Genomic DNA, 25,557 nt, shown 5'->3' with positions numbered 1-25,557 from the left:
AGCACTGGGCAAGAGCCTTTGTCATGGAGGATCGCCCAGACATAACCGCATACGAGCCGGTTGTCTATCTACGGCTCAACATCCCGCTTTTCATCAAGAAAGATGAGGACCACATGAAGCGTCTTACTCGCATCGCATCCATCAGCATGGCTTCCATGCTGGCCGCCGCAAGTCTCGTCGCCTGCTCAGGCTCTACTGACGACGAAGGCGATGTCTACTTCCTGAACTTCAAGCCAGAACAGGATGCCGCTTACCAGGAGATCGCAAAGGCTTACACCGAAGAGACCGGCGTCAAGGTCAAGGTCGTCACCGCAGCCTCCGGCTCCTATGAGCAGACCCTCAAGGCTGAGATCGGCAAAGATGAAGCACCGACCCTCTTCCAGGTCAACGGCCCGGCTGGTTTCATCACCTGGCAAGACTACATGGCAGACATGTCGGATACCGAGGTAGCTAAGCAGCTCACCGATGACATCCCGCCACTGACCACTGAAGATGGAGAGGTACGCGGCGTCCCGTTCGCTGTCGAGGGCTTCGGCATCATCTACAACGACGAGATCTTCGACAAGTACATCGCCACCTCCGGGGCAAAGATCAAGTCCACCGATGAGATCAAGAGCTACCAGAAGCTCAAGGAAGTCGCCGAGGACATGCAGGCGAAGAAGGACGAGCTCGGCATTGAGGGCGCCTTTGCCTCCACCTCACTGACCTCCGGCGAGGACTGGCGCTGGCAGACACACCTGGCCAACGCTCCGATTTGGCAGGAGTACCAAGACAAGGGCGTCGAGGACACCAACGAAATCGACTTCTCCTATAACAAGGAGTACAAGAACCTCTTCGATCTCTACCTGGACAACTCCACCGTCGAGAAGTCTCTTGCCCCGTCTAAGACGGTCTCTGACTCCATGGCTGAGTTCGCTCAGGGCAAGGCCGCCATGGTCCAAAACGGTAACTGGGCATGGTCCCAGATTTCCGAGACCTCCGGCAACGTAGTCAAGGAAGACAAGATCAAGTTCCTGCCGATGTACATGGGCCTGCCGGATGAGGAGAAGCACGGCATCAACGTCGGTACCGAAAACTACTTGGGTGTGAACTCGGAGGCTTCCGAGGCAGACCAGAAGGCCACCAAGGACTTCGTGGACTGGCTCTTCACCTCCGATGCCGGCAAGGAGCACGTGGTTAAGGACCTTGGCTTCATTGCCCCGTTCAAGAACTACTCCGCAGAAGACACTCCGAATGACCCGCTGGCAAAGCAGGTCGCGGAAGCTATCGACAACGAAGACCTCACCACCTACCCGTGGAACTTCCAGTACTTCCCGTCACAGCAGTTCAAGGATGACTTCGGCCAAGCCCTGTCTCAGTATGCCTCCGGCACCCTGAAGTGGGATGACGTCGTCAAGCAGTTCAAGGACAACTGGGCTGCTGAAAAGGAATCCAACTGGGGCTAAACCTTTAGTCCCATCCCCTCGCCATCCGCCTTCCCAAACGGAGGGCGGGGAGGGGAGTAGGTGAGAGGCATGGCACGTACTCGTCAGTTTGTTCCACGCCCTCAGCCCCCCCTCTCCTCGCCGCCATCCTTTGGGAAACGCGTGGCACCACCTGAATTTAAGGTTTCACCACCATGCAAGCAACGCTGAAGAAATACTTCCCAGTCTTTGTCTTGCCCACCCTTCTGGCATTCATGATTGCCTTCTTGGTGCCGTTTATCGTGGGTTTCTTCCTCTCCTTTACGAAATTCACCACCATCACTAACGCCAAGTGGGTTGGCATCGACAACTACGTCAAAGCTTTCTCCCAACGCGAAGGATTCATCTCAGCCTTCGGTTTCACCGTCCTCGTGGTCATCGTCTCCGTGATCACCGTCAACGTCTTCGCCTTCCTCTTGGCGTGGATGCTGACCCGCAAGCTTCGCGGAACAAATTTCTTCCGCACGGTCTTTTTCATGCCGAACCTCATCGGCGGCATCGTCCTGGGCTATACCTGGCAGACCATGATCAACGCCGTGCTTTCGCACTATTCCACGACTATTAGCGCGGACTGGAAATTCGGTTACGCCGGCCTCATCATGCTGCTGAACTGGCAGCTGATCGGCTACATGATGATTATCTACATCGCCGGTCTACAAAACGTCCCGCCGGAGCTTCTCGAGGCCGCTGAGCTCGATGGTGTCAACAAGTGGGAAATGCTGCGCCACGTCACCATCCCGATGGTCATGCCGTCAATCACCATTTGTCTCTTCCTAACCTTGTCGAATTCCTTCAAACTCTTCGACCAAAACCTTGCCCTGACCAACGGTGCACCTGGCGGACAAACCGAGATGGTCGCCCTCAACATCGTCAACACGCTGTTCAACCGTATGAACGTCGAGGGCGTGGGGCAGGCCAAGGCCGTCATCTTCGTCGTCGTCGTGGTCGTCATCGCGTACTTCCAGTTGCGCGCGACCCGCTCCAAGGAAATCGAGGCTTAAGTCATGACTACCAGTACTTCAGCGCAGGCCGCACCGGCCCCGAAGAAGAAGGATCACCAGCTTCCCACGGACAACCAGACCAGGATGTCCGGCGGCGCCAAGTTCGTGGTCTACGCCATCCTGGTGTTCTTTACCATCGTGTTCCTTGGCCCGATCCTTTTCATCTTCATCAACTCCTTTAAGTCCAAGTTCGCTATCTCATCCGATCCTTTCTCCCTACCCATCGGTGAAACCTGGGTCGGTTTCGAGAACTTCATGGTGGGCTTGACCAAGCAGGGCTTCCTTGAAGCGACCTTGTGGTCCTTCGTCATTACGATCTTGTCCGTCATCGTCATCGTGTTCTTCTCTGCGATGACTGCTTACTACATCACGCGCGTTAAGACCTGGTGGACGAACCTTCTGTACTACCTCTTCGTGGTGTCCATGATTATCCCCTTCCAGATGGTCATGTTCCCGACGGTCAAGATTGCAGACATGCTTCACCTCAACAACCCGATCGGCATCGTGGTGCTCTACCTCGGTTTCGGTTCCGGTCTATCGGTGTTCATGTTTGCCGGATTCGTCAAGTCCATCCCCTTGGACGTCGAGGAAGCCGCGATGATCGACGGTTGCGGCCCGCTCCAGAACTACTTCCGCGTGGTGTGGCCTATGCTTAAGCCGACTGCCATCACCGTGGCCATTCTCAACGCCATGTGGGTATGGAACGACTACCTGCTGCCGTACCTGGTCATCGGCCTGTCCACCCGCTACAAGACCATCCCGGTAGTCATCCAGTCCTTCGTTGGCTCCAACGGTAACCGCGATATGGGCGCCATGATGGCGATGCTGGTTCTGGCCATTATTCCTATCGTCATCTTCTACTTCTCCACGCAGAAGCACATCATCGAGGGTGTTGCCGCTGGCGCTGTCAAGGGCTAATCCGCAGTGCGGTAGGTTAGAAAACCATGAACCGCATGCTGGGCCCCGAATCGAAGTTTTATGCTGCTCTGAGCCTCTTCGCTGACCTCGTCATCGTTAACGTTCTCCTGGTTATCACGTGCTTTCCCGTATTCACTGGGGGAATGTCCCTACGCACCGCTCACGCGGTGACTGGTCAGATGGTTCGCGAAGAAGGTTCTCGCCGCGGCTCGGCCTTCGTTCGGGGCCTTTTGACGCGTCCCGGGGTAAACACTGCATGGTGGCTCATTTGCCTCGCCGTAGGCGCCTTGGCCGCCTATGAATTCGCCATTATCGCAAAGGCTGAGCTCGGGACGATGGGCGTAGTGCTTCGCGCTGCGCTGGTCTCAGGCCTCATTGTCATAAGCTGCATTAGCGTGTGGTTCTTCCACCTCGATGCGCCGGGGTTGAGGTTTAGCCAACGGTGCACAACGGCCATGATGAAGGCGGTAGCGCACCTTCCGCGTACGCTTCTAGCAGTGTGCCCTTGGGCACTGCTGGTGCTGTACCCACTCTTTTTCCCTGCGCAGTGGGGAGGCTACCTGTTCTTTCTCGTTGTGCTCGGTCCGGCCCTCGCAGTCTATCTCGCTGAGTTGGCGCTACAATGGCCCGAACTCAATTCCGATTCACCCGATAGCAGCGCCGCATAAGGCGCTGCGGGCAGGCTGGGCCCAAAACGAAAAATAGGGTAGTGGTATCCACTTCTTCGTGGATTCACTACCCTTGAGAATTCTATGCGGCGCGCAAAGGCTGCTAGGCCTCTCCTTCTTCCTGCGCCTTCTGCTCCTTGAGGAGGCGTGCCGCCGCGCGACGTCGCGAACGCAGATTCTCAATGCGCTCCGTCAAGAGTTCATCCAGCTCCTCAATGGAGCGACGCTCACGCAGCATGTCCCAGTGGGTCCGCGGCGGCTTCACGGGCTTGGACTCTACGCCTTCGCCCTCAACCAGAGTGCCGAGCTTACCGTTCTTGCACATCCACTCCTCGGGAATCTCCGCATCGTCAGCGAAGGGCACCTCGTAGATGTCGCCGTCTTCGGTGCGGTACTTCACCATCTGGCGCGGGGCCAAGTCGTGGTCGCGGTCGGTTTCGTAGCTCACTGCGCCCATGCGGCTGCCACGGAGTACGCGATCTGCCATGCAACATCATCCTTTTCAAGTGTTGAGGTAGGAAAGGGATCAGGGTCGACCTATATCACCCAAAGATCTATCATTATAACGAATGGCCCCTTGCCTTTGTTCCCACCCTCGGGTTAATGGGCTAAGGTGATTGAGGTGATTGGTACACAGGATCCGCAGCCCGACACGCCGCCAAGGCGCAGCCCGGCAACCTGCCAGTGGTGTGGCAAGGAAATCGCGCAGGGCGGCCGGGGTAGGCCACGCAAGTTCTGCTCGCCATCCTGCAAGCAGCGAGCCTACGAGCAGCGCCACAACGTGGTTGGAACGCCCATTCCTGCGGATGCCGTCATCCTAACTCCAGAGAAGGCTGATCGTCTCCGCGACGGCCTCTTTGAGCTGCGGTGTTGCGCTGAGGATGTTGCTACGGCGGCGTCGGAAAGCGCCAGCGCTGAAGAGATGGAACAGCTGTGTGCTGAACTGGTCGCACTGGCTCGAAAGCTTGAGGAATTGAGATAGTACATGAAATCCTTATTAGGCAACCGCAAATTGATCGTTAGTATCTTCGTGATCCTGATTGTGGCCTCGACAGCGCTGGCCCTAGGACCACTCGTGTTTTCTTTGATCATGGGCCGCGGTGTCAAAACCGAGCCCATCAATGCGGATAAGATCCAGGCCGCTACTACCAACGTCGATGGCGAATGGCACGTGGCGCAAGGTACGGCATATAACCACACCTCGGCAGGTTTTACTATCGATGAGATCCTCCCAGCCGATAAGCGCACGACATCCGGCTCAACCAAGCATGTCACCGGCCAGGCCACCATCAAGGACGGCACCGTTGAGAAGGCGCACATCGCCGTGGACATGGCGAGCCTGACCACGGACAAGAAGGTGCGCGACCAGAACATGAAGACAAAGCTCTTTGAGGTCACAAAATATCCAGAGTCTACCTTCACATTGACTGAGCCCGCAGACGTCTCCGCCGTGCCTGACGACGGCTCAGTAGTCACCGTCCCACTCACAGGCGATCTCACCATCCACGGCCAGACCAAGAGCGTTAGCCAGGATTTTCAGGTGGTCCGCGATGGCGACACCATCATCTTGGGTGGCGACATCCCGATTAACCGCCTCGATTTCGGTATTGAGACTCCTGAAATGATCGCCGCGCGGATCTCCGAAACTGGCGAGATCAACGTCCGCGTCACCTTTGAGAAGTAAGATTCACTGTTCTTCATGAATTCCCAACGCCTCATTCCAATCCTGTGGGTACGGCTCGTCGTGCTCGTAGGGTTTGGCATCTTCATTTGGTTGCAGGAGATGAAGCTCCTCGCTGCCTTCTCGGCGGTACTCGTAGCTCTTACCATCGTGCAGCTGGTGATCGCCTACCGTCAGCGCTAAAACTGACGCTTGACCATGCACAGAAACATACCCCAATTACGTAACTGTGACTATTTAATGGCAATTTGGGCCGCCCGCTAAGCAGCCAACAGGGAGGCACAGATGAAGGTAAGCGGCCGCCAACTATAGCAACCCCGCGCACGAGTCCTTATCCACAAAACAAGGAGTGGCGCGCAAAAGGGACATCCGGAAGGTAGCAAGCAAAGGAACCTTGCGGCCACGAAGAATTGCCCAACACAGAATCGGCAACGCCGATACGACACGCAGCCCAGAAACCACTCGCTAGGCGGCCGCCAACTGCACGCGTTGCGACCGGGGGCGGAATCATGAGCGTCCATGAGTGAGTCGAGACAGTACAGTCAAGGAACAAACTCGGAACCGGGCAGCCCTGAAGGAAAGACCCCCACCCAGTGCATAAGTGGTTGTCCGATAATGTACATTATGTCATTTTAACGACACTTCCACTCCCCAGCCTTCGGCCGCTAGTCGCCCGCGTTGAATTTTTCATTCACTGAGACTTTCATTTCAAACCGTGAGACGGTAGTGTTTCTCCATAACCAATCAAGCTATTGAAATTTTCAAGGAGGGCGCCTCTCACATGACCGCCGTCAACACCACGCTGCCGAAGTCAGCGGGCGCAACACAGCGACTCACCAAACGTGATCGTGTTCGTATTGCCGTGGCTTCGACCATTGGCACGACCATCGAGTTCTACGACTTCTATATTTATGCCACGGCAGCCGTAGCCGTCTTTCCTTTTCTCTTCTTCCCAAAGACCGAGGATCCCACCGTCGCCCTGCTCCAGTCCTTCGCCACCTTCGGCCTGGCCTTCATCGCACGTCCGCTGGGCTCGTTGCTCTTCGGGCACTTCGGCGATCGCGTCGGCCGCAAAGCCACGCTCGTCGGTGCGCTCCTGACAATGGGCATCGCCACCTTCATCATCGGTATCCTGCCCACGTACCAGACCGCAGGCATCATCGCCCCGGCCTTGCTGGCCCTGATGCGTTTCTGCCAAGGCTTAGGCTTGGGTGGCGAATGGTCCGGCGCAGCACTGTTGGCCTCCGAAACCGCTGAGGAAGGCAAGCGCGCTTCTGCTGCCATGTGGCCACAATTTGGCGCACCTTTCGGCTTCTTCTTAGCTAACGGCTTTTTCCTGACCTTGGTTGCCACCATGGATTACTCACGCGGTGACACCACCGGCACCTTCATGGAATGGGGCTGGCGCCTGCCCTTCCTCGCGTCTGCGGTCATGGTTCTCATCGGCCTCTATGTCCGCCTGCGCTTGGAAGAAACTCCTGTCTTCCAGCAGGCGGTTGACGAAGGCAAGAAGGTCAAGACCCCTATGGTGGAAGCATTCCGCATCGCCTGGAAGCCAATGATCATCGGCACCTTCGTCATGGTCTCTTGCTACACGCTGTTCTACCTGGTCACCACCTGGATTCTCTCCTACGGCATTGGTGATAAGACCAAGGAACTAGGCCTGGGAATCCCTTACCTGGAGTTCTTGGAGATCCAATTGATCTCCATCTTCATGTTCATGATCGGCATCCCCGTATCTTCGATGCTTTCGGATAAGTACGGGCGCAAGCCAATCTTGACCATAACCTCGCTCATCATGATTGCCTTTGGCTTCAGCTTCCCCTTCTTCCTCGGCATCGACAACGCTGACCGAAACTCGGTCCTCGGATTCCTCGTCGTCGGCATGTTCATCATGGGACTCATCTTCGGCCCTATGTCCGCTGTCCTCCCAGAGCTCTTCCCCACCAACGTGCGCTACACCGGTTCCGGCATCGCGTACAACGTCTCATCCATCCTCGGTGCTGCAGTAGCACCTTTCATCGCAACGTGGCTGGTCAGCTCCTATAACGTGAATTATGTGGGATACTATCTCATCATCGTCTGCTTCATCTCCCTCATCGCAATCATCATGATGCAGGAGCTGAAGGACCATGACCTCTCGCAGGTTTAGCCGGTCTTAACCCACATACTTCTCCCCGACTTCTTCTGGTGTTACGCACCAAAGGTCGGGGAGATTTTGGTTTCGGTTCCGTCGGCGGCTTGGCCCCGGCAGCGCCGTCCCGAAAGACACCGATTGGGGGGATCCAATCGTGGGAGCACTCTGCCGCTGCTTCCAAAAGCGCAGACTAGAAAGTGCATACCTGCAGGTGGCCGTCGCTAAGCATCCGGGCAGTGCTTGGCGACGCAGCGCGTCTGCACTTTCAGGTCTGGACAAATGGAAAGGGCGGCTAGCACAGTATTTGCTAGCCGCCCATGAGATGCTGCTTTGCGAGAGAGGCGCCTGCTAACTACGCAGCAACAGTTGCTCGCTCGGTCTGGGGTTCGTTGACAATGGGCTTGCGGCGCACGATGGCGGCGAAGATCGCTCCGGTAATGTTGGCCCACACCGCGGCCACGACACCCGGCAGCGCCGCCTCCGGGGTAAAGAACTGCAGCGCCAAGGCCGAAGCCAATCCGGAGTTCTGTGTTGCCACCTCGATTGCCGTAGTACGCGCCGCCGCCTCGCGTTGACGGGCAAGCTTCGCCGAGTAATAGCCAAAAAGGAAGCCGATGAGGTTCTGAATGGCCACACCTGCGAAGACGACCAGGCCCACGGTCACAAGCTTGTCCTGTGATTTTGAAACCACAGCCATGACCACGCCGCCGATGCCGGCAATAGCTACCCATGGCAACGCCGGCAGAAGCTTGTCCACTGCCTTGCTGGCGATAACGCGCAAGAGAAGGCCGAGCCCTACAGGAATGAGCACTGTCTGAACCAGCGACCACATCATACCGGCACCGTCGACCTCGGCGGTCTTCCCTGCCAGCCACAGCATGAGCAAAGGCGTCATGATCGGTGAGACGAGGGTCGATACCGAGGTCATCGCCACCGACAGTGCCACATCACCTTTGGCCAGGTAAGCCATGACGTTGGATGCGGTGCCGCCGGGCACAGAGCCGAGGAGGATGAGGCCGACGGTGGCGGCGTCGGAAAGCCCCAGCAGGTTTGCCACGAGTACGGCACTAGTCGGCATGATGGCAAATTGGCAGATAGCACCCAAGAAGATGGGTAACGGACGCTTCGCCACGAGGGCCAGGTCCGGAATGGTCAAGGTCAGGCCCATCGAGAACATGATGACCATCAGCAATTGCGAGGTGTACTGCCCTATCGGTTCAAAGGTGTTGGGGCTCATGAAAGCGACAAAAGCGCAGGCAATGATGACGATGGGGAAGATATACACGGCGAGTTTCTCGCCGGTCTCCCCTTCTGTGTGTGGGTTCGTCACGGTGTTTCCTTTCCAGAAGGTGTCTCACTAGATGAATTGAGTATCCCATATGCTGAACCTCACGTACCCGGTTTGACCCATATTTACTATCAAGCGATAGATTAGAAACATGTCCAAGCTACTAAGCCCCGATTCCTCTCGTTTCTCACGTCCAGCCGGCACCACAAGCCAGGACGACGCCGTCCCCGCGCGCTTCAAGAACGGCTCCCCCGCCGAACTTCTCGCGGATATGAAAGCCATCGTCGGTCAAGAGAACGTGCACGGACGCCTCAGTGACCTCGTGCGCTTCTCCTCCGATGCCGGCCCCTACCGCTCCATCCCGAGCATTGTGGTCTCTCCTCGCAACGCCGCGGACCTCGCTGCGCTGATGAAGTACTGCGATACTCACGATCGCCACATGACCTTCCGCGCAGCAGGAACGTCGCTGAACGGCCAGGCCATGGGCGATGACATCCTCGTCGATGTCAAAACCCACTTCGGCGGCATGGAAGTGCGCGAAGAAGGCCGCAAGCTGTGGTCGCGCCCCGGCGTCATCTTGGGCGATGCCCAGGCAGTGCTCTCCCGCCACGGCTTCATGCTGGGGCCGGACCCGGGTTCCACGTCCGTGTGCACCATCGGTGGCGTGCTGGCCGATAACTCCGGCGGCATGCGCTGCTCTTTGGAGCGCGATAGCTACCACAGCATCGAAGAGCTCATCTTCGTCCTGCCTTCCGGCACCATCGTGGATACGTCCCGTGGGGACGAGGCCTTCCGCAAGCAAGAGCCGAAGCTCCACGCCGATCTACTAGCCTTCCGCGATAAGCTGCGCGCCAACACCGACATGGTCAAGTTCCTGCGGACCAAGTTCTCCATCCGCAACACCAATGGCCTGCGCATCGATGCTTTCCTCGATGAGGACGAGCCCGTGCACATCCTCAAGCGCCTCCTCATCGGCTCCGAGGGCATCTTCGGTGCCATCACCGAATCCGTCATCCGCACGGTGAAGCTACCGCGCGTGAAGGCCACGACATGGGTCGAGCTGCCCAATCTCCGCGATGCCGCCAACTACGTCCACCCCATCATGGAGACCGGCGCGGAGGCCTGCGAGCTCCTAGTTGCCCCGGTGATGCGCCGCTCGGCCGAGCACTACTCCCACGCCCCGGAATCCTGGCGCAACCTCGATGACGATGCCGCAGCACTCCTCGTGGAGGTCGGCGGCAGCGACGAGGCAGACCTAGACAAAGCCATGGATCGCCTGCGCGCCGTGCTTGCCGACGCCCCACTACTGCGCCCCCTCGAATTCCTCACCACCGCAGAAGGTATGCGCGGCGCGTGGGAGCTACGCAACGGCCTCTACGGGCTGCTGGGTGCGGATCGCCCGAATGGCACGGCTTATATCACCGAGGATGTCTGCTTCCCACCCTCCCAGGTCGGCGAGGCTGCAGCGGACCTGTTGGACTTGCAGGCCAAGTACGGCTACCCGGAATCCGTCATGGGGCACGCTGCCTTTGGCAACCTGCACTTCTTCTTCACCCCGCGCTTCGACGTTGAGGAGGAGCACGAGTCTTATGCCGCGTTCTTGGATGATTTGGCTGAGCTGGTCATTGATAAGTACCAAGGCTCGATGAAGGCCGAGCACGGCACTGGCGTCAACATGGCGCCCTTCCTGGAGCACGAGTGGGGCACGGAGGCCTTCGAGCTCTTCTGGGAAGTCAAGAACATGATCGATCCCAAGGGCATCCTCGCACCGAACGTGAAGCTCACGCGCGACCAGACCATTCACCTGCGCAACTTCAAGTCCTTCCCCAAGGTCGAAAGTGAGATCAACCCCTGCGTGGAGTGCGGCTTCTGCGAGCCTGTCTGCCCCTCCCGCCACGCCACGGTGACCCCACGCCAGCGCATCGTCTTGCGCCGCGAGATGGCTCGGCAGGAAGAAGGCTCGGAGGTCTTGGCGCAGCTGCAGAAGGAGTATCAGTACGACGCCGTCGACATGTGCGCGGCCGACGGCACGTGTTCTATCCCCTGCCCGATCAGCATCGATACCGGTGCTGTCATGAAGAAGCTACGCTCTCAGCAGGCAACCCCCGCCCGCGAAAAGGTGGCGCTCACGACGGCACAGCGCTGGGAGCTGGTGGAAAAGCTCGCCCGCGCTGGCATCGTCTCCGCCAACAAGGTTCCTCACAAGCCTCTGGAACTGGGGGCCAACATGGCGCGTAACGTGGTGGCCCCCGACTTGCTGCCGACCGTCCCAGGCCCACTTCCGAAGGCCGCATCGCGTCTGCCGGAAACTCCGCGCGAGGGTGCTGGTGCACTTTACTTCCCGGCCTGCATCAATCGCATCTTCGGCCGTCCTGCTGGGGCAGCTAAGGATTCGGTAGACCTCCCGCGCGCCATCGTGGAACTGGGACGCCGTGCTGGCCAGCCAGTGTGGATCCCAGAAGACGTCGCGGGCGATTGCTGCGGCACCCCGTGGTCATCCAAGGGCTACAAGGAGGGATTTGAATATCAAGCTCAAAAGATAGTTCGCGATCTCTGGCACTGGTCGGAGCACGGCCGCCTGCCCATCGTCGTCGATGCTGCAAGCTGCACCCACGGGTTGCTCGACTCGGTTCCGGAGGTGCTCTCCCCCGCCGACCGCGAGCTCTGGGAGGACTTAAAGATCCTCGATGTCGTGGAGTGGTTGCGCGATGAAATTGCACCACACCTGCCAATCGTGAAGAACATGGGCAGCATCGCCGTCCACCCGACGTGCTCCACAAATCACATGGGGATTAGCCAGGACCTCCTTGACTTGGCCAACCTCTGCGGTCACGCTAAGATCCCTGAGGGCGCGATGTGCTGTGGCTCCGCCGGCGACCGCGTCATGCTTCACCCGGAGCTTGTTGAGTCCGCTACCCGCGAGGAGCGCGCTTCTCTCGACGCCGAGCACTTCGACGCGTACGTCTCCGATAACCGCACCTGCGAGATGGGTCTAGAAATGATTGCGGGCAAGACCTATGACTCGATTGCAGTGCTGTTGGAGAGGGCTTCCCGTCCGGTCGTCACTCCATAGCACCGTGCCGGTGGCGGCACCCCTCGTGGGAGCCCCGCCACCGGCACGTCAGTCGTGGCGGAAGCAGCTTAGAGATAGTCGTAGTTGATTTCGGTGTCTGGGGCGAAGAAGACGCAGCCGCCCTTCATCGGGCGGAGGTAGATCGTGTCTCCCTGGTGCACGGCAATGCCGCGCGGCACCTTCACAGTGATCCGGTCACCGCGGACTGCGATGACGTCGTCCGCCGATTCCTCCCGGCCGCCGTAGACGTACAACTCGGAGCCAAGGTGCTCCACAATGTCGACCCGAACTGGTAGCCCATATTGCTCACCGGGTTGGTTCACGCCAACGATTTCCCAGTTCTCTGGGCGCACGCCGACGATGACGCGATCCGATGCCACCTTCGCGGCCTGCTCCGGCGGCATGTAGTAGTCCAAAGCATGGTCCTTGCCGCCGACAACGCGACCGTCGACGAAGGGGACGTTGTCGATGAGAGTCATAGCCGGCGAACCGATAAACGTCGCCACGAACGAGTTACCCGGATTCTCATACAACGTGTTCGGCGCGTCGACCTGCTGAATGATGCCTTGTTTGAGAACGCACACGCGGTCCCCCATGGTCATGGCCTCAGTCTGGTCGTGGGTGACGTAGACCGTGGTGGTATTAAGCTCGCGCTGCAGCTGCAAGATTTGCGCACGCGTCGATACGCGCAGCTTCGCATCCAAGTTGGACAGCGGCTCATCCATGAGAAAGACCTTAGGCTGGCGAACTATAGCGCGTCCCATAGCCACGCGCTGGCGCTGGCCGCCCGACATCGCGGAAGGCTTGCGATCAATGAGGTCTTCCAGTTCCAACATCTTCGCGGCATTATTCACGCGCTTTTCGATGGTTGCCTTATCCACCTTGGCGTTCTGCAAGGCAAAGGCCATGTTCTGGCGCGCTGTCATGTTGGGGTACAGCGCATAGGATTGGAACACCATGGCTACATCGCGATCCCGCGAGCGGGCTTCAGTAACGTCAGCCCCGTCGATGAAGATCTGTCCTTCGTCGATTGGCTCAAGGCCAGCGAGCATGCGCAATGTCGTAGATTTGCCGCAGCCCGAAGGCCCGACGAGTACTAGGAACTCGCCGTCCTTGATATCTAGGTTTATGCGGCTAACCGCCGGGGGCTTCTTCGGATCATAAATCCTGGAAGCTTGACGGAATTCAACTGTAGCCATGGTGTCCTTTCAAACTATCCGAAGTGTTACTTGAGCTTCGGGGTGATGTCGCGGTCGATAACGCTCTGGGTCTCCTTCTGCAGGTCACCGAAAGCGGTCTCCACGTCCTCATTGCCCACGGTGATGCGATCGAGAACGCCACCGATGCGCTGGCCGCCGCCTGGTACGAAGACGCGAGCATAGTCCTGCGGCTTGGTGTTCTCGTTGAGCTGCTCGATAGCGGTCTGCGCGTTCGGGTTCTCCTCCAAGAACTTCTTCTCTTCCGGATCGTCCAAGGCGTCCTTGCGCACCGGCATATAGCCCGTCTTCTGGGAGAACTTGATGGTGTTCTCGGTATTAGTCAGGAAGTCAATGAACTTAACCGCGTTAGCCTTGCGCTCGTCAGAAATGCCAGCCGGCACAGCCAGTCCGGCACCGCCAGTCGCTGCCGAAGGACCAGGGCCCGGCAGGTAAGTGGTGATGAACGGAATCGTTGCCGTCTCCTTCAGGCCACCCAAGGAACCGGTGGACTCCAACAGACCAGAGGCCTTGCCGGAGCCGAATGCGACGGTCGGGTCAGTGGAGATTTCGATGTGGCCTACCTTGACCTGGTCCTGGAGGAACTTACCTGCCTCGATGGACTCCTTCGAGGTAAAGTTCGGTTCCCACTCATCAGAGTAAGAACCACCGAAGGCCCAAATCATGCCCTGGAAGTACCAGTCGAGATAGCTGGAGCCGTCCGGAACAGTAACAGCCGGCTTGTTGAGCTTGTCCTTGATCTTGGTAGCCCACTCGTCGAACTCTTCCCAGTCCTTCGGGCCACGATCGGTAGGAAGCCCCGCTGCCTTGAGGTCATCGGTGTTCCAGTACATCAGGTTCGTGGATCGGGAGTACGGCACGCCGTAGTGCTTGTCCTTGTACTTGTAGTCTTCACGCAGGGTATCGACGTAGCTCCCCGAGTCAATGTCGTTCATCTCCCACAGCTCATCGAGCGGTGTGGTGGCCTCATTCAGTGCGAAGTTGAACCAGGTGACGTCGGATGCAACGAGGACGTCAGGCAAGTCGCCACCAGCGAGCGCCGCGTTGAAGCGCTGTGCAACTTCCTCATAGTTGGAACCAGCGGTGACCAGTTCAACCTTGAGGTCCGGGTTTTCCTTCTCAAACTCATCAATGAGCTCTTGCTCCAGGTCGCGGGAGGAACCCGGGTGGTTGGACCAGAAGGTGATGGTGTTGGCGTCGCTGTCATCTTTCGAGCCGTTGCTTGCGGTGGTCGATCCACCTGCGCAAGCGGTCAAGGACACGGTGGTCAGTAGTGCCGCGCAGGCAGCGACGATGCGAGTAGTGGTCTTACGAGACATGGGGAGGTTCTCCTTTGGAGGTGAAGAGTTGGGGACTTGAGTGAGTTGGGCGTTGAGATAGCAGGCGGTCAGACTAACCCTTGACTGCGCCCGCAGTCAGGCCCTTGATCATCGGCTTCTGAAGAATGAGGAAGATAATGATCATGGGCAGGGTTGTCAGCACGGTGCCGGCCATCACTGGTGCCCAGTTTGTAACGCCTTCCGCGTCCTGCAAGCGGGTCAGGCCCACCGGCAGTGTGGCTGCAGCCGGTGTATCCGTAATCAGGAAGGGCCACAGGTATTGGTTCCATTCATTGACCACGGTAATGAGGACAAACGCAGACAGCGTTGGCCACGACATTGGCAGGACCACTCGGAACAAGGTAGTAAAGAATCCTGCTCCATCCATGCGAGCGGCCTCGAGTATTTCCGGAGGCAATGATTGGAAGTGATTGCGCATGAGGAAGGCACCGAACGCCACGCCGGCCAATGGGACAATGACGCCAGCGTAGGTATCTCTCCAACCCCACGACGCAACCAACGAGTAATTCGAAATAATCGTAATCTGGTTGGGCACCATCAGCGAGGCGATGATAAGCAGGAACAGTAGGTTTCGGCCGGGGAAACGAATGAATGCGAAGGCATAGGCAGTCAGAACGCCGAGGACTACCTCTACCACCGTCAGGATCAGAGTGATGATGACGGAGTTTTTCAGGTAGCTCGAGAAGCCAGAGGTCTGCCAGACGTAGGAATAGTTCTCCGCCTTGAAAGGATTAGGCCAGAAGGAAATTGGATCCGAATACACATCCTGGAAAGACTTGAAGCTGGTGATGAAAATAAAGTACAGCGGCACCATAATCATCAGCACTGTCAGTACCAAGGCGATGTAGCCGATGACCTTCGTCGCTGGATGACTGTGATCAATTGGCTCGCCTTTGCGTTTTCGCTGGGCATCAGTAATGACCGGCGCTGCGAGGGATTGGGAGCCAGGAACGGGTGGCAGTTCGCCTTTGGCTTGCGGGAGACCTACCTGGACGGAAGCCGGAATTGCGTGGCTTTCGGACATTTACTTATCCATCCTTTCCTGCAACTTAATCTGCAGCACCGTAATGACAAGCACTACGAGGAACATGATGGTAGCTACTGCTGCGCCATAGCCGGCACGGTTGTTGATGAAGGTCTCCTGGTACACCTGGAAGACCATCGTGGAAGTTCCGTAGCCGAACGGTCCACCACCGGTCATCGCATTGATGATGTCGAAGACCTGGAAGGAATTGAGCAGCACGGTAATCAACAAGAAGAAGGTGGTGCCGCGAAGCTGCGGCAGGACCACACGGAAGAAGTGTCGCGCGGCCGGGGTGCCGTCAATCTCCGATGCTTCGTCAAGATCACGGCGCCGTCCTTGCAAGGCAGCCAGATAGATAACGAAGACGTAGCCTACGTTTTTCCAAATATAGGTCACCGTAATCATGAACAGCGCCCAGTTCTGTTGTTGGTAAAAGTTCGGCACATCGACCCCGATGATCCCCAAGAAGTATTGGATGAGGCCGTAGTTGGGATCGAAGACAAACTGGAAGGCCACGCCAATCGCCGCACCTGCGATGACGTAGGGAGCGAAGACCATCGAACGCACCGCAGCGCGACCAAAAAGCTTTTGGTCCAGCAGCAATGCCAGAGCCAGTCCCAAAACCATCGAACCGGCCACCGCGAAGAAAGTAAAAACGACAGTGTTGAACACCACGCGTCCGGTATCCGGTGCTTGGAACCAGTCGATGTAGTTCTGGAGACCGACAAAGGTCATCGTCGGCGATGAAATATTCCAGTTAAAGAAAGAGATGCGAATGTTATCGACCAACGGCCGATAAGTGAAAAGAACGAGAAGGAGAAGGTTCGGGCCAACGAGCAATGCCGCAAGACCGATCTGTTTCCAATCGAGCTTCCGTTTGCGTGGATGACGCGCGAAGTCCTCGGAGACGACCGGCTTCTCAGTGACTGCAGGGATCGCAGCCGTTAGCCCGCTTGCCGGGGTGGAAATTGCCATGCAGAAGAAACTAGACCAAGGCAGTAAACAAAAAGTTTATTGAAAGTATTGACTTGATAAACAGCAGGAAAATTTCCGGAGCCGAGCACTCGAAAACCCATGCTGTGCGTGGGGAACATCACAAGCAACACAATGGAAGACCTCACATCACGTTGCGTTAATGAGAGAACTCCGCCATCTCTTTAGATAGACCATTTCGGTCCATGACGGATCAGATGAGGATGTAGCCTAACGCTGGCTAACTGCGCGAAAGCACGTCGATTGCCAGCTCTGGCAGGTCGGTTGCCATGAGCAATACTCCGTTTTCGCGGCACCACTCCATGTCCTTCGGCAGGTTCACCGTCCACGCGTAGGACGGGGCATCAACACCGACAAAGAAGTCGGCGCCCCTCCGCGCCTGGTGAATCGAAGGCCCAAATCCCGTTGCACCCTCGAGCGTTTCTGGGACTCCCTCATCAGGTTCAAGGAGAAGGAATGACCGCAAGGACGGCAAGAAGTGTCGAAACCGAGCAATTGCTTCGGGGTTGAAGGAGATCAGGCTAAACCGTGGGTCGGCATCGAGCTGTCGGCCGCGCAAGACTTCCGCTACCGATTCCTCAAGGCGTGCACCAAAAGGAGACGGATGCTTCGTCTCTATGAGCAGCTGCTTTCCAGGGTATGACATGACGAGGTCCACGAGTTCGTCGAGAAGCATTATGCGTTGCGGATCCCCGTGGGTGCCAAAATTAAGTGTGCGCAGCTCCTCCAGGGTCATGTCGCCAACAGCACCGGCGCCATTCGACGTCCTGTCCACCGTCTGATCGTGGATAACTACGACTTCTCCGTCTTTGGTTAGGTTGACGTCGCACTCCACACCAGCCACGTCGAGCTTGAGGGCTTCATCGAAGGACCGAAATGTGTTTTCGGGGTACCAACCGTTATAACCTCGGTGCGCGATAATTCCTGGGCGCTCTGACATACTCTTATCCTCCGGTCGGCAAAGTGGGTGACGTTGGCGCCGCCCCAGTGTAGACCGCTAACGCCGGCCGCCGCGGTGGCGGTGGGTCGCCACCACGTGCACGGCATCCAGCATGCCCAGGCTGAGCAACGCCTCGCGCAGGGCAAATTGGAAGGTCCACAGGCGTCGAAAGACCTGATCGAACCCGGCTGCCCCGGCTTCGCGGTGGCGGCCATCGAAAAAGCTGCGCTGGTAGCGAAGCGTTTCGAGGTAGTGGCTTCCGGTGTGGGTTTGCGCGATGATTCGCAGGTTGGAGCGCTTATCGAAGAGCCTATGGGTTTCTTCCAACGACGGGTATTCCAAGCCAGGCCAGATATAGGCACGCAGAACCTGAATCGCCGAACGCGCCGCCGGAGTCATCGCATTCGTGGCAAAAAGCGAAGCTAAAGCCAGACGCCCGCCACTGACCAGCGAGCGGTCCAGCATCTCGACATATCGGCGGCGTTCCGGCGGCGAAAGCGTCTCCAGCTTTTCGACGCTCACTATCGCGTCATACCGCCCGCGCCACTTCTTTGGGTTGGGCAAGGCCGTCTCTATGCCCTGCACGTGAACCGAATCAGCGGCGCCTTCGAGAAGCAGTTGCTCGTCGAAAAGCGCCTTCTGCTCCGTGTCGCCCGTAAGCACGTCCACCGTGGCGCGCCGGGCCACCGCCTGAACCGCTACTTGCAGCCCAGTGGCTGGGTAGACCAGGAGGTGGGTTCCGGCGCCGGTGCGGGTGGCGTCGAGAAGCCACTGCGCAGCGCGACGCTGTGCGTCGCCCAAGTCTTCACGGTCCGTTGATGCCGGCTCGGTCACCGTGGTTACATCGACGAAGTGTTCTTTGGGTTCTTTTCTGCCCGCACGCGCGCTATAGCTACGCACCGCCTCGCGCACCGTAGTGGGTACGCCACTTGCAAAAATGCCGCCCGAATGGCTCAGCGAGTCACCTGCGTACAGTTTCACAACGTCAAGGGGTAGTTCACCAGGGCTCGATGTCTCCACGGCAAGCTCCTTGGCCTTCGGCCGATAGCCCACCCCCACCAGCCGCGTGAGGACTTTGACAAGGCGCTCAGAATCGGGAGTTGTCCACTCGCCTGCCATATAAGACTCGGCCAGGCCCAGCCAGCCCGAATCGGCGGTGCGGGAGAAGAGGGCGTCGTGAAGCACGGTGACATCTGGATCTTCGCCTTCCAGCTCTACCCCAGCCTTGGAACAGGCCTGCGCGAACTCCGCCTCAGCCCGGCCAGCTTTCATACGCAGTAGGCGCGGTGAAGGGACAGTAGCCACGCCGGGCCACACCGCAGCATCGATCGAAGCCAAGTGGGGATACACGCTCAAGTCAGCCTTCCTCATCGCACGCATGTGTCCTCCCAGACTAAAGCCAACGGGGCCCGCGCGGGTGGAGGCGCGGCCCAAAAAGCCAGTTAATAACCCATAAAGTATGCATGTACCGCTAGAAAGGTTTAGACTGACTCGGGTAAAATAATCTGGCTTTCTTAAGGAAGGTAATCAAACACCATGGCGCAAACTCCCCACCGTCCTAGTAACGGCCGCCACCACGTCGTTGTTATCGGTGCCGGCTTCGGCGGTATCAACGCCGTCAAGAAGCTCAAGGACGCGGATGTTGAGATCACCCTCATCGACAAGAAGAACCACCACCTCTTCCAGCCGATGCTCTACCAGGTAGCCACCGGCGTCATTTCCGCCGGCGAAATCGCCCCGTCTACGCGTCAGATCTTGCGTCACCAGGACAACGTTAACTTTGTCAACGGTGAGGTCACCGACGTCAATATCAAGGATCAGACCGTCACCGCGGAACTCGATGGCGCTGTTCGTACCTACGGCTACGACTCCCTCATTGTGGCAGCCGGCGCTGGCCAGTCTTACTTCGGCAACGACCACTTCGCCGAGTATGCCCCGGGCATGAAGACGCTGGATGATGCCCTAGAGATCCGCTCCCGCATTATCTCCGCTTTTGAGAAGGCGGAGCTGGAAGAGGATCCTGCAAAGCGCGAGAAGCTGCTGACCTTCGTCATCGTGGGCGCTGGCCCGACCGGCGTTGAGCTGACCGGCCAGATTGCCGAGCTGGCACAGCGCACCTTTGCTGGCGAATACTCCAACTTCGGTTCCTCCTCCGCCAAGATTTACCTCTTGGACGGCGCTCCGCAGGTCCTTCCGCCATTTGGCAAGCGCCTCGGCCGCAAGGCTCAGCGCACGCTGGAGAAGCTGGGCGTTGACGTGCGCCTCAACGCCATGGTTACCAACGTCACCGCTGACGCCGTCACCTACAAGAACATGAAGACCGAGGAAGAGGTCACCATCGAGGCCGCGACCAAGATCTGGTCCGCAGGTGTCGCCGCTTCCCCGTTGGGCAAGCTCATCGCCGACCAGGCTGGCGTGGAATCCGACCGTGCCGGCCGCGTCTCCGTCAACGAGGACCTCACGGTTGGCGAGTACAAGAACGTCTACATCGTCGGCGACATGATTTCCCTCAACCGCCTTCCGGGCGTGGCCCAGGTGGCCATCCAGGGCGGCAACCACGTGGGCAAGCTCATCGAAGCCAAGATCGATGAAGAGTCCACCGCGAACGAAGCCGAGCCGTTCGAGTACTTTGACAAGGGCTCCATGGCCGTCATTTCCCGCTTCAACGCCGTCGTCAAGCTGGGCAAGACCGAGTTTGCAGGCTTCCCGGCGTGGATCTCCTGGCTCGGCCTGCACATCTTCTACATCGTTGGCTTCCGCAGCCGTACCCTCGTGGCGCTGCACTGGATCCTCAACGCCTTCTCGCGCGACCGCGGCAACCTGGAAATCACCCAGCAGCAGCGCGTCGCTCGCAACGTCATTGACCGCGACCTTCACTAGGTTCTACGCTCTTTAAGGGAGAGAGGAATCACCCTCTCTCCTTTTCTTTGACCACATACGGTAGAACGGAAGAAGTCCCTAGCGTAAAGGAGAAAACCGTGAACCGTCCTGCCCTTCCTCGCGTCCTCAGCATTGCTGGCACCGATCCCACGGGAGGGGCGGGAATTCACGCTGACCTTAAGTCCTTTGAGGCGGCCGGCGCCTATGGCATGGCAGTGGTGACGGCCCTCGTCGCGCAAAACACGCAAGGGGTGCGCGCCATCCACACCCCTCCGGTGGAATTCCTGCGCGAACAACTGGCAAGTGTGAATGACGACGTGACTATCGACGCCCTCAAGATCGGCATGCTCGGCTCGGTGTCCATCACCGAAACGGTGAGCGAGTTCGTCTCTACCCTGCCCGAGGGGGTTCCCATAGTCTGCGATCCGGTCATGGTCGCCTCCAGCGGCGACCGCCTACTCGAGCGGGAGGCGGAGCGCGCTGTGCGCGAACTCGCCCGCCGCTCCACCGTGGTCACGCCGAACTTGCCGGAGCTCGCTGTCCTCGCGGACGTCGCACAGCCGCACACCCTCGAGGAAGCAATCGATATCGCCACTCAGTGGGCTCACGACAACGGGACCTGGGTCGTGGTCAAGGGCGGACACCTCGACGGCGCCCAAGCCGATAATGCAACGGTAAGCCCGTCCGGCGCGGTAACCCGCGTGCCCTGCCCGCGGATTAACACGAAGAACACCCACGGCACCGGCTGCTCGCTCTCCTCCGCGCTCGCAGCACGTTTAGGAGCGGGGGAAACACTCGACGAGGCATTGGTATGGGCCACCGAATGGCTCCACGAAGCGATAGAGAATGCTGATGCACTTCACGTCGGTCGCGGGCACGGCCCCGTTGACCATGGTCACCGGCTGCGGCGCCTCGCCGCAGGCGCGCAGCGCTAACCCAATAGGTCTGCGCCGGGGCGGGTAAGCACGGCCACCATGAAGGTGGAGTTCTCCTTAAAGACCTTCATGTCCCAGGATGCGAAGATGAAGTCGACTCGGTAGCCCACCGCGCGGGCGAGGTCGAGGAATTCATCGAAGCCCCAACCACGACCTTCACCAAAACCAACGACGAACCGACCACCCGGGCGCAAAGCGTTAAAGACGTTGCGCAGTGCGGCCTCACGTCCTTCGATGGCAATGAAGGTCATTACGTTGCCTGCAGCCACAGCGATGTCAAAGTTGCCCTCCGGGATTTCCTCTTCCGAAAGGTCCCCCACTTCCCAACGGGCCTCCGGATAATCATTGACCGCATGCTCGATCAGGATGGGATCGACGTCCACGCCCAACACCGTGTGGCCGCGCTTTGCCAATTCACCGCCGAGGCGCCCGGAACCGCAGCCGGCGTCGAGGACGCGGGAGTGGCGTTCACTCATCGCGTCGATAAGCCGGGCTTCCCCATCGATGTCCTTGCCCTGGGCCCGAAGTGTCTTCCACTTCCGCGCAAAGTTATGGGAATGGGCGGGATTCGCTGCAGTAACTTCTTTCCAGGTAGGCATGACAACGATTATATGCCCTTACAGGTGTAAGCTTTAGCCGCCATTACAAAACGCCTATACGAAACGAAGGAGGCTGAGACACGATGCCATCTGTACCGTCACCATTCAAGCCACGCAAGAAAAATACTTCTGACGACAGTGCTCCGAGTTTTTCCGTTCCCGTCGAACGTGCCATTGAACACTGCCGCGTGTTCGTCGATGGCGAGGCTCTTCCCGGCGAGTTTTCGCCGCACAGCGCGCTGCAAACCGTAGAAGAGTACGGCCGCGGCTTCGTGTGGGTAGGCCTCTACGAGCCGCTCGAATCACAGATGACGAAGGTGGCGGCTGAGTTTCGTATCCACGAGCTCATCGTCGAGGACGTCGTCCAAGCACACCAGCGCCCGAAGCTGGAACGCTACGATGACCAGCTGTTCGTGGTGGCGCGGTCGGTGAACTACCGGGATCACGACGAGGTAGCCGATAAGCGCCAGATTATTTCCACTGGTGAGATGCAAATGATCATCGGTGACACATTCATCATCACGGTGCGTCACTCGGCTAAGCTACCCAACTTGGCCTACGTGATCGAGGATGAGCAGGACCTCGTCGAACAGGGCCCCGTGTCCCTAGCGTGGAAGATCCTAGACATGATGGTGGACCGCTATTCGGAGATCTGCCGCCTCATCGCCATCGAGGTCGACGAGCTCGAGGAAGAAATCTTCACTCCGAATTCGCTGCCGAACATCGATCGCATCTATATGTTCAAGCGCGAGATTCTGGAGATGAAGCACGCCATCGTGCCGCTTTCGCCTGCTTTGCGCTCGATGGTCTCTGACCACAAGGACCTCATTCCGAAGGCGATTCGCTCCTACATCAGGGACGTCAACGATCACCAGCTGGTGGTCCAAGACCACGTGTCGGGGTTCGATGAGCGCTTGACCTCGCTTATCGACGCCTCCGTGGCCAAGATCAGCATGCAGCAAAACTCCGACATGCGCACGATTTCCGCGGTGGTTGGCATGTGGGCCGCACCAACGCTCGTCGCGGGTATCTACGGCATGAACTTCGATGTCATGCCGGAGCTACATTTTCCTTGGGGCTATTACGGCGCAATCGGCCTCATGGTGTTAGTTGTGGCCGGAATGTGGTGGTGGTTCCGCCGCAACAACTGGTTGTAAGAGGCTACTGCACCACCATCGTGCGCAGCGTGGACGCGGCGAGGAGCACATCCCCCTGGCTGATCTTAACCTCCCACAGCTGCGTGCGGCGCCCCTTGTACAGCGGTGTAGCAACGGCGGTCACCGTGCCCGAAGCCACCGGCTTGAGGAAATCCGTGTTGTTGTTGACACCGACAACGGGCTTGCCTGCGAGGATTAGGCTGCCGACGGATGCAGTCGATTCCGTAATTGTGCAGTACAGACCCCCATTTGCAACGCCCCAAGGCTGGTGGTGATCTGGGACGACTTCCACCTCAGATCGAACCTCGTCTGCAGAAATGTGCGTGTAGCGCAGGCCAATAAGCCCTGCGAGCCCCTGCGGGTTGGAGTTGATCAACTCGAGTTCTTCCGCGTTGAGCGGACGCGACTGGGAAACGGCCAAGAGCTTTTCAAAGATTTCAGAGTGGTTCATGCCACAACAGGTTAGTGGAATTCGGTGACGTAGGATGGTGAACATGACTCAAAGTGCTGAAAAGACAGATCTCGCTCAGATTGGCGTTGTGGGGCTTGCTGTGATGGGCTCCAACCTTGCGCGAAACTTTGCTCGCAACGGCAACACGGTCGCGGTGTACAACCGCAGCCCGGAAAAGACTCGCGCGCTCATCAGCGAGCACGGCGATGAAGGAGCGTTCATTGCCTCCGAGAACGTCGAGGACTTCGTTGCCTCCCTCGAGCGCCCGCGTAAGGCGATCATCATGGTTAAGGCTGGCGCGGCTACTGACGCCGTCATCGAGCAACTCACCGAAGCCATGGATGAGGGTGACATCATCATCGATGGCGGCAATGCACTGTTCACGGACACCATTCGCCGCGAGAAGGAGGTGGCCGCTAAGGGCCGTCACTTCGTCGGCGCAGGCATTTCCGGTGGTGAGGAAGGCGCGCTCAATGGCCCGTCCATCATGCCTGGTGGCCCAGCTGAGTCTTGGGAGACCTTGGGACCAATCCTCGAGTCCATCGCCGCTAATGTCGACGGTACTCCGTGCGTGACCCACATCGGACCCGATGGCGCTGGCCACTTCGTCAAGATGGTGCATAACGGCATCGAATACGCCGACATGCAGGTTATCGGTGAGGCTTACCAGTTGCTTCGTTATGGTGCGGGCATGGAACCGGCTGAAATCGCCGAAGTCTTCCGCGAATGGAACGCCGGAGACCTAGACTCCTACCTCATTGAGATCACCGCCGAAGTACTAGCACAGAAAGATCCGGAGACAGGTGCCCCGCTTGTCGACGTCATCGTGGACGCCGCCGGTCAGAAGGGCACCGGCCGCTGGACCGCCATTAATGGTCTCGAGCTGGGCGTGCCGATCACCGGCATTGCGGAATCCGTTTTCGCGCGTGCGCTCTCTTCTGCCACTGCTCAACGTGCAGCTGCCCAGGAAGGCCAGCTGCCTTCCGGAACCATTGCCGAGCTCAATGTGGACAAGGCTGAGTTCGTCGAAGACGTTCGCCGTGCACTGTATGCCGCGAAGCTCATTGCCTACTCCCAGGGCTTCGATGAGATCAAGGCTGGCTCCGAGGAGTTCGGCTGGAACGTGGACCCACGCGATTTGGCCACCATCTGGCGCGGTGGATGCATCATTCGCGCGAAGTTCCTCGATCGCATCCGTGAGGCCTACGACAACAATGCCGACCTGCCTGCCTTGATTCTGGACCCGTACTTCAAGGGCGAGCTGGAGAACCTCATCGACCCCTGGCGTCGCGTCGTGGTTACTGCAACGCAGCTGGGCCTGCCGGTTCCGGTGTTTGCCTCTTCCCTGTCCTACTACGACAGCTTGCGCGCCGAGCGCCTCCCAGCTGCTCTGATTCAGGGCCAGCGCGATTTCTTCGGCGCCCACACCTTCAAGCGTGTGGACCGCGAGGGCACGTTCCATATCGAATGGTCAGGTGACCGCTCGCTTACCGAGATGTAGCTGCTAAGCCCCTCCCCTGAGGGGCTTTTCTTATCCCTCCGCTACCCGCGACCAGAATTTTTCTTCTTCCGGTTGCGGGGTGTAGAGACCTGTTTTAGTCTCTGTGCTCATGGGGGATATTGAAACCTACATCCGCCTTCGCAATTCGGGGATTGCGCTGGTGGAAAACATTCCTGGCTCACCCGACGAGCTCCGCGCGCTCGGCGCGGATGCCTCCGATGCCACTGAGCTTGCAAACCTTAACCAGGTGTATTTCGGTCCCACCCGCTTTAGCGGCAAACAACGCAAAGC

23 protein-coding genes and 1 pseudogene are annotated in these 25,557 nt (G+C 58.4%); 14 read left to right on the top strand and 10 right to left on the bottom strand.

What is annotated here, in order from left to right:
- The first annotated feature begins 113 nt into the window (after nt 1–113).
- The 4 genes from HMPREF2792_RS08370 (at nt 114) to musI (ending at nt 4,050) form a co-directional block, all read left to right on the top strand.
- Nucleotides 114–1,445, top strand: coding sequence for an ABC transporter substrate-binding protein (locus HMPREF2792_RS08370; protein WP_070520595.1), 1,332 nt, complete (start codon nt 114–116; stop codon nt 1,443–1,445).
- A gap of 173 nt (nt 1,446–1,618) precedes the next feature.
- Nucleotides 1,619–2,464 carry a carbohydrate ABC transporter permease gene (locus HMPREF2792_RS08365; protein ID WP_070520471.1) on the top strand — a complete coding sequence of 282 codons (846 nt, stop codon included), beginning with the start codon at nt 1,619–1,621 and terminating at the stop codon, nt 2,462–2,464.
- Nucleotides 2,465–2,467: 3 nt separating this feature from the next.
- Nucleotides 2,468–3,382 carry a carbohydrate ABC transporter permease gene (locus tag HMPREF2792_RS08360; RefSeq protein WP_070532795.1) on the top strand — a complete coding sequence of 305 codons (915 nt, stop codon included), beginning with the start codon at nt 2,468–2,470 and terminating at the stop codon, nt 3,380–3,382.
- A gap of 26 nt (nt 3,383–3,408) precedes the next feature.
- The gene (gene musI / locus HMPREF2792_RS08355) at nt 3,409–4,050 is read left to right on the top strand and encodes an ABC transport system MusEFGK2I component MusI (protein WP_070532792.1); all 642 of its coding nucleotides are present in this window, start codon (nt 3,409–3,411) and stop codon (nt 4,048–4,050) included.
- 103 nt (nt 4,051–4,153) lie between these two features.
- Here the strand turns inward: musI and HMPREF2792_RS08350 are convergent, their stop codons facing one another.
- Entirely contained in the window at nt 4,154–4,537 is a 384-nt protein-coding gene (locus tag HMPREF2792_RS08350; protein ID WP_010186588.1) for an RNA polymerase-binding protein RbpA, read from the bottom strand.
- Between the two features lie 135 nt (nt 4,538–4,672).
- On the opposite strand from HMPREF2792_RS08350, the gene HMPREF2792_RS08345 reads away from it, so the two are divergent.
- The 4 genes from HMPREF2792_RS08345 to HMPREF2792_RS08335 all read left to right on the top strand — a co-directional run bounded on the left by HMPREF2792_RS08345 (nt 4,673) and on the right by HMPREF2792_RS08335 (nt 7,883).
- A complete protein-coding gene (locus HMPREF2792_RS08345) occupies nt 4,673–5,032 on the top strand; it encodes a hypothetical protein (RefSeq protein WP_070533068.1) in 360 nt (119 codons plus the stop codon).
- A 3-nt stretch (nt 5,033–5,035) separates the two neighbouring features.
- Nucleotides 5,036–5,734, top strand: a complete 699-nt coding sequence (locus HMPREF2792_RS08340) for a YceI family protein (protein WP_070532789.1) — start codon at nt 5,036–5,038, stop codon at nt 5,732–5,734.
- A gap of 15 nt (nt 5,735–5,749) precedes the next feature.
- Nucleotides 5,750–5,914, top strand: a complete 165-nt coding sequence (locus HMPREF2792_RS13180; RefSeq protein WP_168163001.1) for a hypothetical protein — start codon at nt 5,750–5,752, stop codon at nt 5,912–5,914.
- A 598-nt stretch (nt 5,915–6,512) separates the two neighbouring features.
- Nucleotides 6,513–7,883 (top strand): MFS transporter, encoded by a 1,371-nt coding sequence (locus tag HMPREF2792_RS08335; RefSeq protein ID WP_070532786.1) that lies wholly within the window; start codon nt 6,513–6,515, stop codon nt 7,881–7,883.
- Nucleotides 7,884–8,220: 337 nt separating this feature from the next.
- Here HMPREF2792_RS08335 and HMPREF2792_RS08330 read toward each other — a convergent pair whose 3' ends face one another.
- Nucleotides 8,221–9,198 carry a bile acid:sodium symporter family protein gene (locus HMPREF2792_RS08330; protein WP_070532783.1) on the bottom strand — a complete coding sequence of 326 codons (978 nt, stop codon included), beginning with the start codon at nt 9,196–9,198 and terminating at the stop codon, nt 8,221–8,223.
- 109 nt (nt 9,199–9,307) lie between these two features.
- Between HMPREF2792_RS08330 and HMPREF2792_RS08325 the strand changes: the two genes are divergently transcribed.
- Nucleotides 9,308–12,229, top strand: coding sequence for an FAD-binding and (Fe-S)-binding domain-containing protein (locus HMPREF2792_RS08325; RefSeq protein ID WP_070532779.1), 2,922 nt, complete (start codon nt 9,308–9,310; stop codon nt 12,227–12,229).
- Nucleotides 12,230–12,297: 68 nt separating this feature from the next.
- Here the strand turns inward: HMPREF2792_RS08325 and HMPREF2792_RS08320 are convergent, their stop codons facing one another.
- The 6 genes from HMPREF2792_RS08320 to HMPREF2792_RS08295 form a co-directional block, all read right to left on the bottom strand.
- Nucleotides 12,298–13,428: an ABC transporter ATP-binding protein gene (locus tag HMPREF2792_RS08320; RefSeq protein ID WP_070532775.1), complete on the bottom strand. Its 1,131-nt coding sequence runs from the start codon at nt 13,426–13,428 to the stop codon at nt 12,298–12,300.
- A 26-nt stretch (nt 13,429–13,454) separates the two neighbouring features.
- Complete coding sequence (locus HMPREF2792_RS08315; protein WP_070532772.1) at nt 13,455–14,765, bottom strand: ABC transporter substrate-binding protein; 1,311 nt, start codon at nt 14,763–14,765, stop codon at nt 13,455–13,457.
- A gap of 73 nt (nt 14,766–14,838) precedes the next feature.
- Nucleotides 14,839–15,810, bottom strand: a complete 972-nt coding sequence (locus tag HMPREF2792_RS08310; protein WP_070532768.1) for a carbohydrate ABC transporter permease — start codon at nt 15,808–15,810, stop codon at nt 14,839–14,841.
- Nucleotides 15,811–16,785, bottom strand: a complete 975-nt coding sequence (locus HMPREF2792_RS08305) for a carbohydrate ABC transporter permease (RefSeq protein ID WP_070532765.1) — start codon at nt 16,783–16,785, stop codon at nt 15,811–15,813.
- Nucleotides 16,786–17,023: 238 nt separating this feature from the next.
- Nucleotides 17,024–17,743, bottom strand: a complete 720-nt coding sequence (locus HMPREF2792_RS08300; protein ID WP_070532762.1) for a glycerophosphodiester phosphodiesterase — start codon at nt 17,741–17,743, stop codon at nt 17,024–17,026.
- Between the two features lie 57 nt (nt 17,744–17,800).
- Nucleotides 17,801–19,093 (bottom strand): class I SAM-dependent methyltransferase, encoded by a 1,293-nt coding sequence (locus HMPREF2792_RS08295; protein WP_070533066.1) that lies wholly within the window; start codon nt 19,091–19,093, stop codon nt 17,801–17,803.
- 186 nt (nt 19,094–19,279) lie between these two features.
- On the opposite strand from HMPREF2792_RS08295, the gene HMPREF2792_RS08290 reads away from it, so the two are divergent.
- Both HMPREF2792_RS08290 and thiD read left to right on the top strand, forming a co-directional pair.
- Nucleotides 19,280–20,623, top strand: coding sequence for an NAD(P)/FAD-dependent oxidoreductase (locus HMPREF2792_RS08290; protein WP_070532759.1), 1,344 nt, complete (start codon nt 19,280–19,282; stop codon nt 20,621–20,623).
- A gap of 98 nt (nt 20,624–20,721) precedes the next feature.
- Nucleotides 20,722–21,558, top strand: a complete 837-nt coding sequence (gene thiD / locus HMPREF2792_RS08285; protein ID WP_070532757.1) for a bifunctional hydroxymethylpyrimidine kinase/phosphomethylpyrimidine kinase — start codon at nt 20,722–20,724, stop codon at nt 21,556–21,558.
- On the opposite strand, the gene HMPREF2792_RS08280 is transcribed toward thiD, so the two are convergent.
- Nucleotides 21,555–22,157 carry a class I SAM-dependent methyltransferase gene (locus HMPREF2792_RS08280; RefSeq protein ID WP_070520425.1) on the bottom strand — a complete coding sequence of 201 codons (603 nt, stop codon included), beginning with the start codon at nt 22,155–22,157 and terminating at the stop codon, nt 21,555–21,557. The two genes, thiD and HMPREF2792_RS08280, sit on opposite strands and share 4 nt — an antisense overlap.
- Before the next feature lie 83 nt (nt 22,158–22,240).
- On the opposite strand from HMPREF2792_RS08280, the gene corA reads away from it, so the two are divergent.
- Entirely contained in the window at nt 22,241–23,314 is a 1,074-nt protein-coding gene (gene corA / locus HMPREF2792_RS08275) for a magnesium/cobalt transporter CorA (RefSeq protein ID WP_070532752.1), read from the top strand.
- Between the two features lie 4 nt (nt 23,315–23,318).
- On the opposite strand, the gene HMPREF2792_RS08270 is transcribed toward corA, so the two are convergent.
- A complete protein-coding gene (locus tag HMPREF2792_RS08270; protein ID WP_070520420.1) occupies nt 23,319–23,765 on the bottom strand; it encodes a PaaI family thioesterase in 447 nt (148 codons plus the stop codon).
- A gap of 43 nt (nt 23,766–23,808) precedes the next feature.
- On the opposite strand from HMPREF2792_RS08270, the gene gndA reads away from it, so the two are divergent.
- Together gndA and HMPREF2792_RS08260 are read left to right on the top strand one after the other, a co-directional pair.
- On the top strand, nt 23,809–25,266 hold the full coding sequence (gndA, locus tag HMPREF2792_RS08265; protein ID WP_070520417.1) for an NADP-dependent phosphogluconate dehydrogenase: 1,458 nt from the start codon (nt 23,809–23,811) through the stop codon (nt 25,264–25,266).
- A gap of 109 nt (nt 25,267–25,375) precedes the next feature.
- A pseudogene (locus HMPREF2792_RS08260) lies at nt 25,376–25,557 on the top strand (HNH endonuclease); the annotation flags it as partial.

The sequence above is a fragment of the Corynebacterium sp. HMSC068H04 genome (genome assembly GCF_001811255.1).
Lineage (GTDB): Bacteria > Actinomycetota > Actinomycetes > Mycobacteriales > Mycobacteriaceae > Corynebacterium > Corynebacterium hesseae.
The sequence above is the reverse complement of the archived record's forward strand: the minus strand, read 5'-3'. Positions and strand labels throughout refer to the sequence as shown.

What these genes read in the sequence shown, in the direction of transcription:
- HMPREF2792_RS08360 (WP_070532795.1), top strand. Translation starts at nt 2,468, where the DNA reads ATGACTACCAGTACTTCAGCGCAGGCCGCACCGGCCCCGAAGAAGAAG.
- HMPREF2792_RS08325 (WP_070532779.1), top strand. Translation starts at nt 9,308, where the DNA reads ATGTCCAAGCTACTAAGCCCCGATTCCTCTCGTTTCTCACGTCCAGCC.
- HMPREF2792_RS08370 (WP_070520595.1), top strand. Translation starts at nt 114, where the DNA reads ATGAAGCGTCTTACTCGCATCGCATCCATCAGCATGGCTTCCATGCTG.
- HMPREF2792_RS08310 (WP_070532768.1), bottom strand. Translation starts at nt 15,810, where the DNA reads ATGTCCGAAAGCCACGCAATTCCGGCTTCCGTCCAGGTAGGTCTCCCG.
- HMPREF2792_RS08290 (WP_070532759.1), top strand. Translation starts at nt 19,280, where the DNA reads ATGGCGCAAACTCCCCACCGTCCTAGTAACGGCCGCCACCACGTCGTT.
- HMPREF2792_RS08305 (WP_070532765.1), bottom strand. Translation starts at nt 16,785, where the DNA reads ATGGCAATTTCCACCCCGGCAAGCGGGCTAACGGCTGCGATCCCTGCA.
- musI (WP_070532792.1), top strand. Translation starts at nt 3,409, where the DNA reads ATGAACCGCATGCTGGGCCCCGAATCGAAGTTTTATGCTGCTCTGAGC.
- HMPREF2792_RS08300 (WP_070532762.1), bottom strand. Translation starts at nt 17,743, where the DNA reads ATGTCAGAGCGCCCAGGAATTATCGCGCACCGAGGTTATAACGGTTGG.
- HMPREF2792_RS08315 (WP_070532772.1), bottom strand. Translation starts at nt 14,765, where the DNA reads ATGTCTCGTAAGACCACTACTCGCATCGTCGCTGCCTGCGCGGCACTA.
- HMPREF2792_RS08270 (WP_070520420.1), bottom strand. Translation starts at nt 23,765, where the DNA reads ATGAACCACTCTGAAATCTTTGAAAAGCTCTTGGCCGTTTCCCAGTCG.
- HMPREF2792_RS08335 (WP_070532786.1), top strand. Translation starts at nt 6,513, where the DNA reads ATGACCGCCGTCAACACCACGCTGCCGAAGTCAGCGGGCGCAACACAG.
- HMPREF2792_RS08280 (WP_070520425.1), bottom strand. Translation starts at nt 22,157, where the DNA reads ATGCCTACCTGGAAAGAAGTTACTGCAGCGAATCCCGCCCATTCCCAT.
- HMPREF2792_RS08320 (WP_070532775.1), bottom strand. Translation starts at nt 13,428, where the DNA reads ATGGCTACAGTTGAATTCCGTCAAGCTTCCAGGATTTATGATCCGAAG.
- HMPREF2792_RS08365 (WP_070520471.1), top strand. Translation starts at nt 1,619, where the DNA reads ATGCAAGCAACGCTGAAGAAATACTTCCCAGTCTTTGTCTTGCCCACC.
- HMPREF2792_RS08340 (WP_070532789.1), top strand. Translation starts at nt 5,036, where the DNA reads ATGAAATCCTTATTAGGCAACCGCAAATTGATCGTTAGTATCTTCGTG.
- gndA (WP_070520417.1), top strand. Translation starts at nt 23,809, where the DNA reads ATGACTCAAAGTGCTGAAAAGACAGATCTCGCTCAGATTGGCGTTGTG.
- corA (WP_070532752.1), top strand. Translation starts at nt 22,241, where the DNA reads ATGCCATCTGTACCGTCACCATTCAAGCCACGCAAGAAAAATACTTCT.
- HMPREF2792_RS08350 (WP_010186588.1), bottom strand. Translation starts at nt 4,537, where the DNA reads ATGGCAGATCGCGTACTCCGTGGCAGCCGCATGGGCGCAGTGAGCTAC.
- HMPREF2792_RS13180 (WP_168163001.1), top strand. Translation starts at nt 5,750, where the DNA reads ATGAATTCCCAACGCCTCATTCCAATCCTGTGGGTACGGCTCGTCGTG.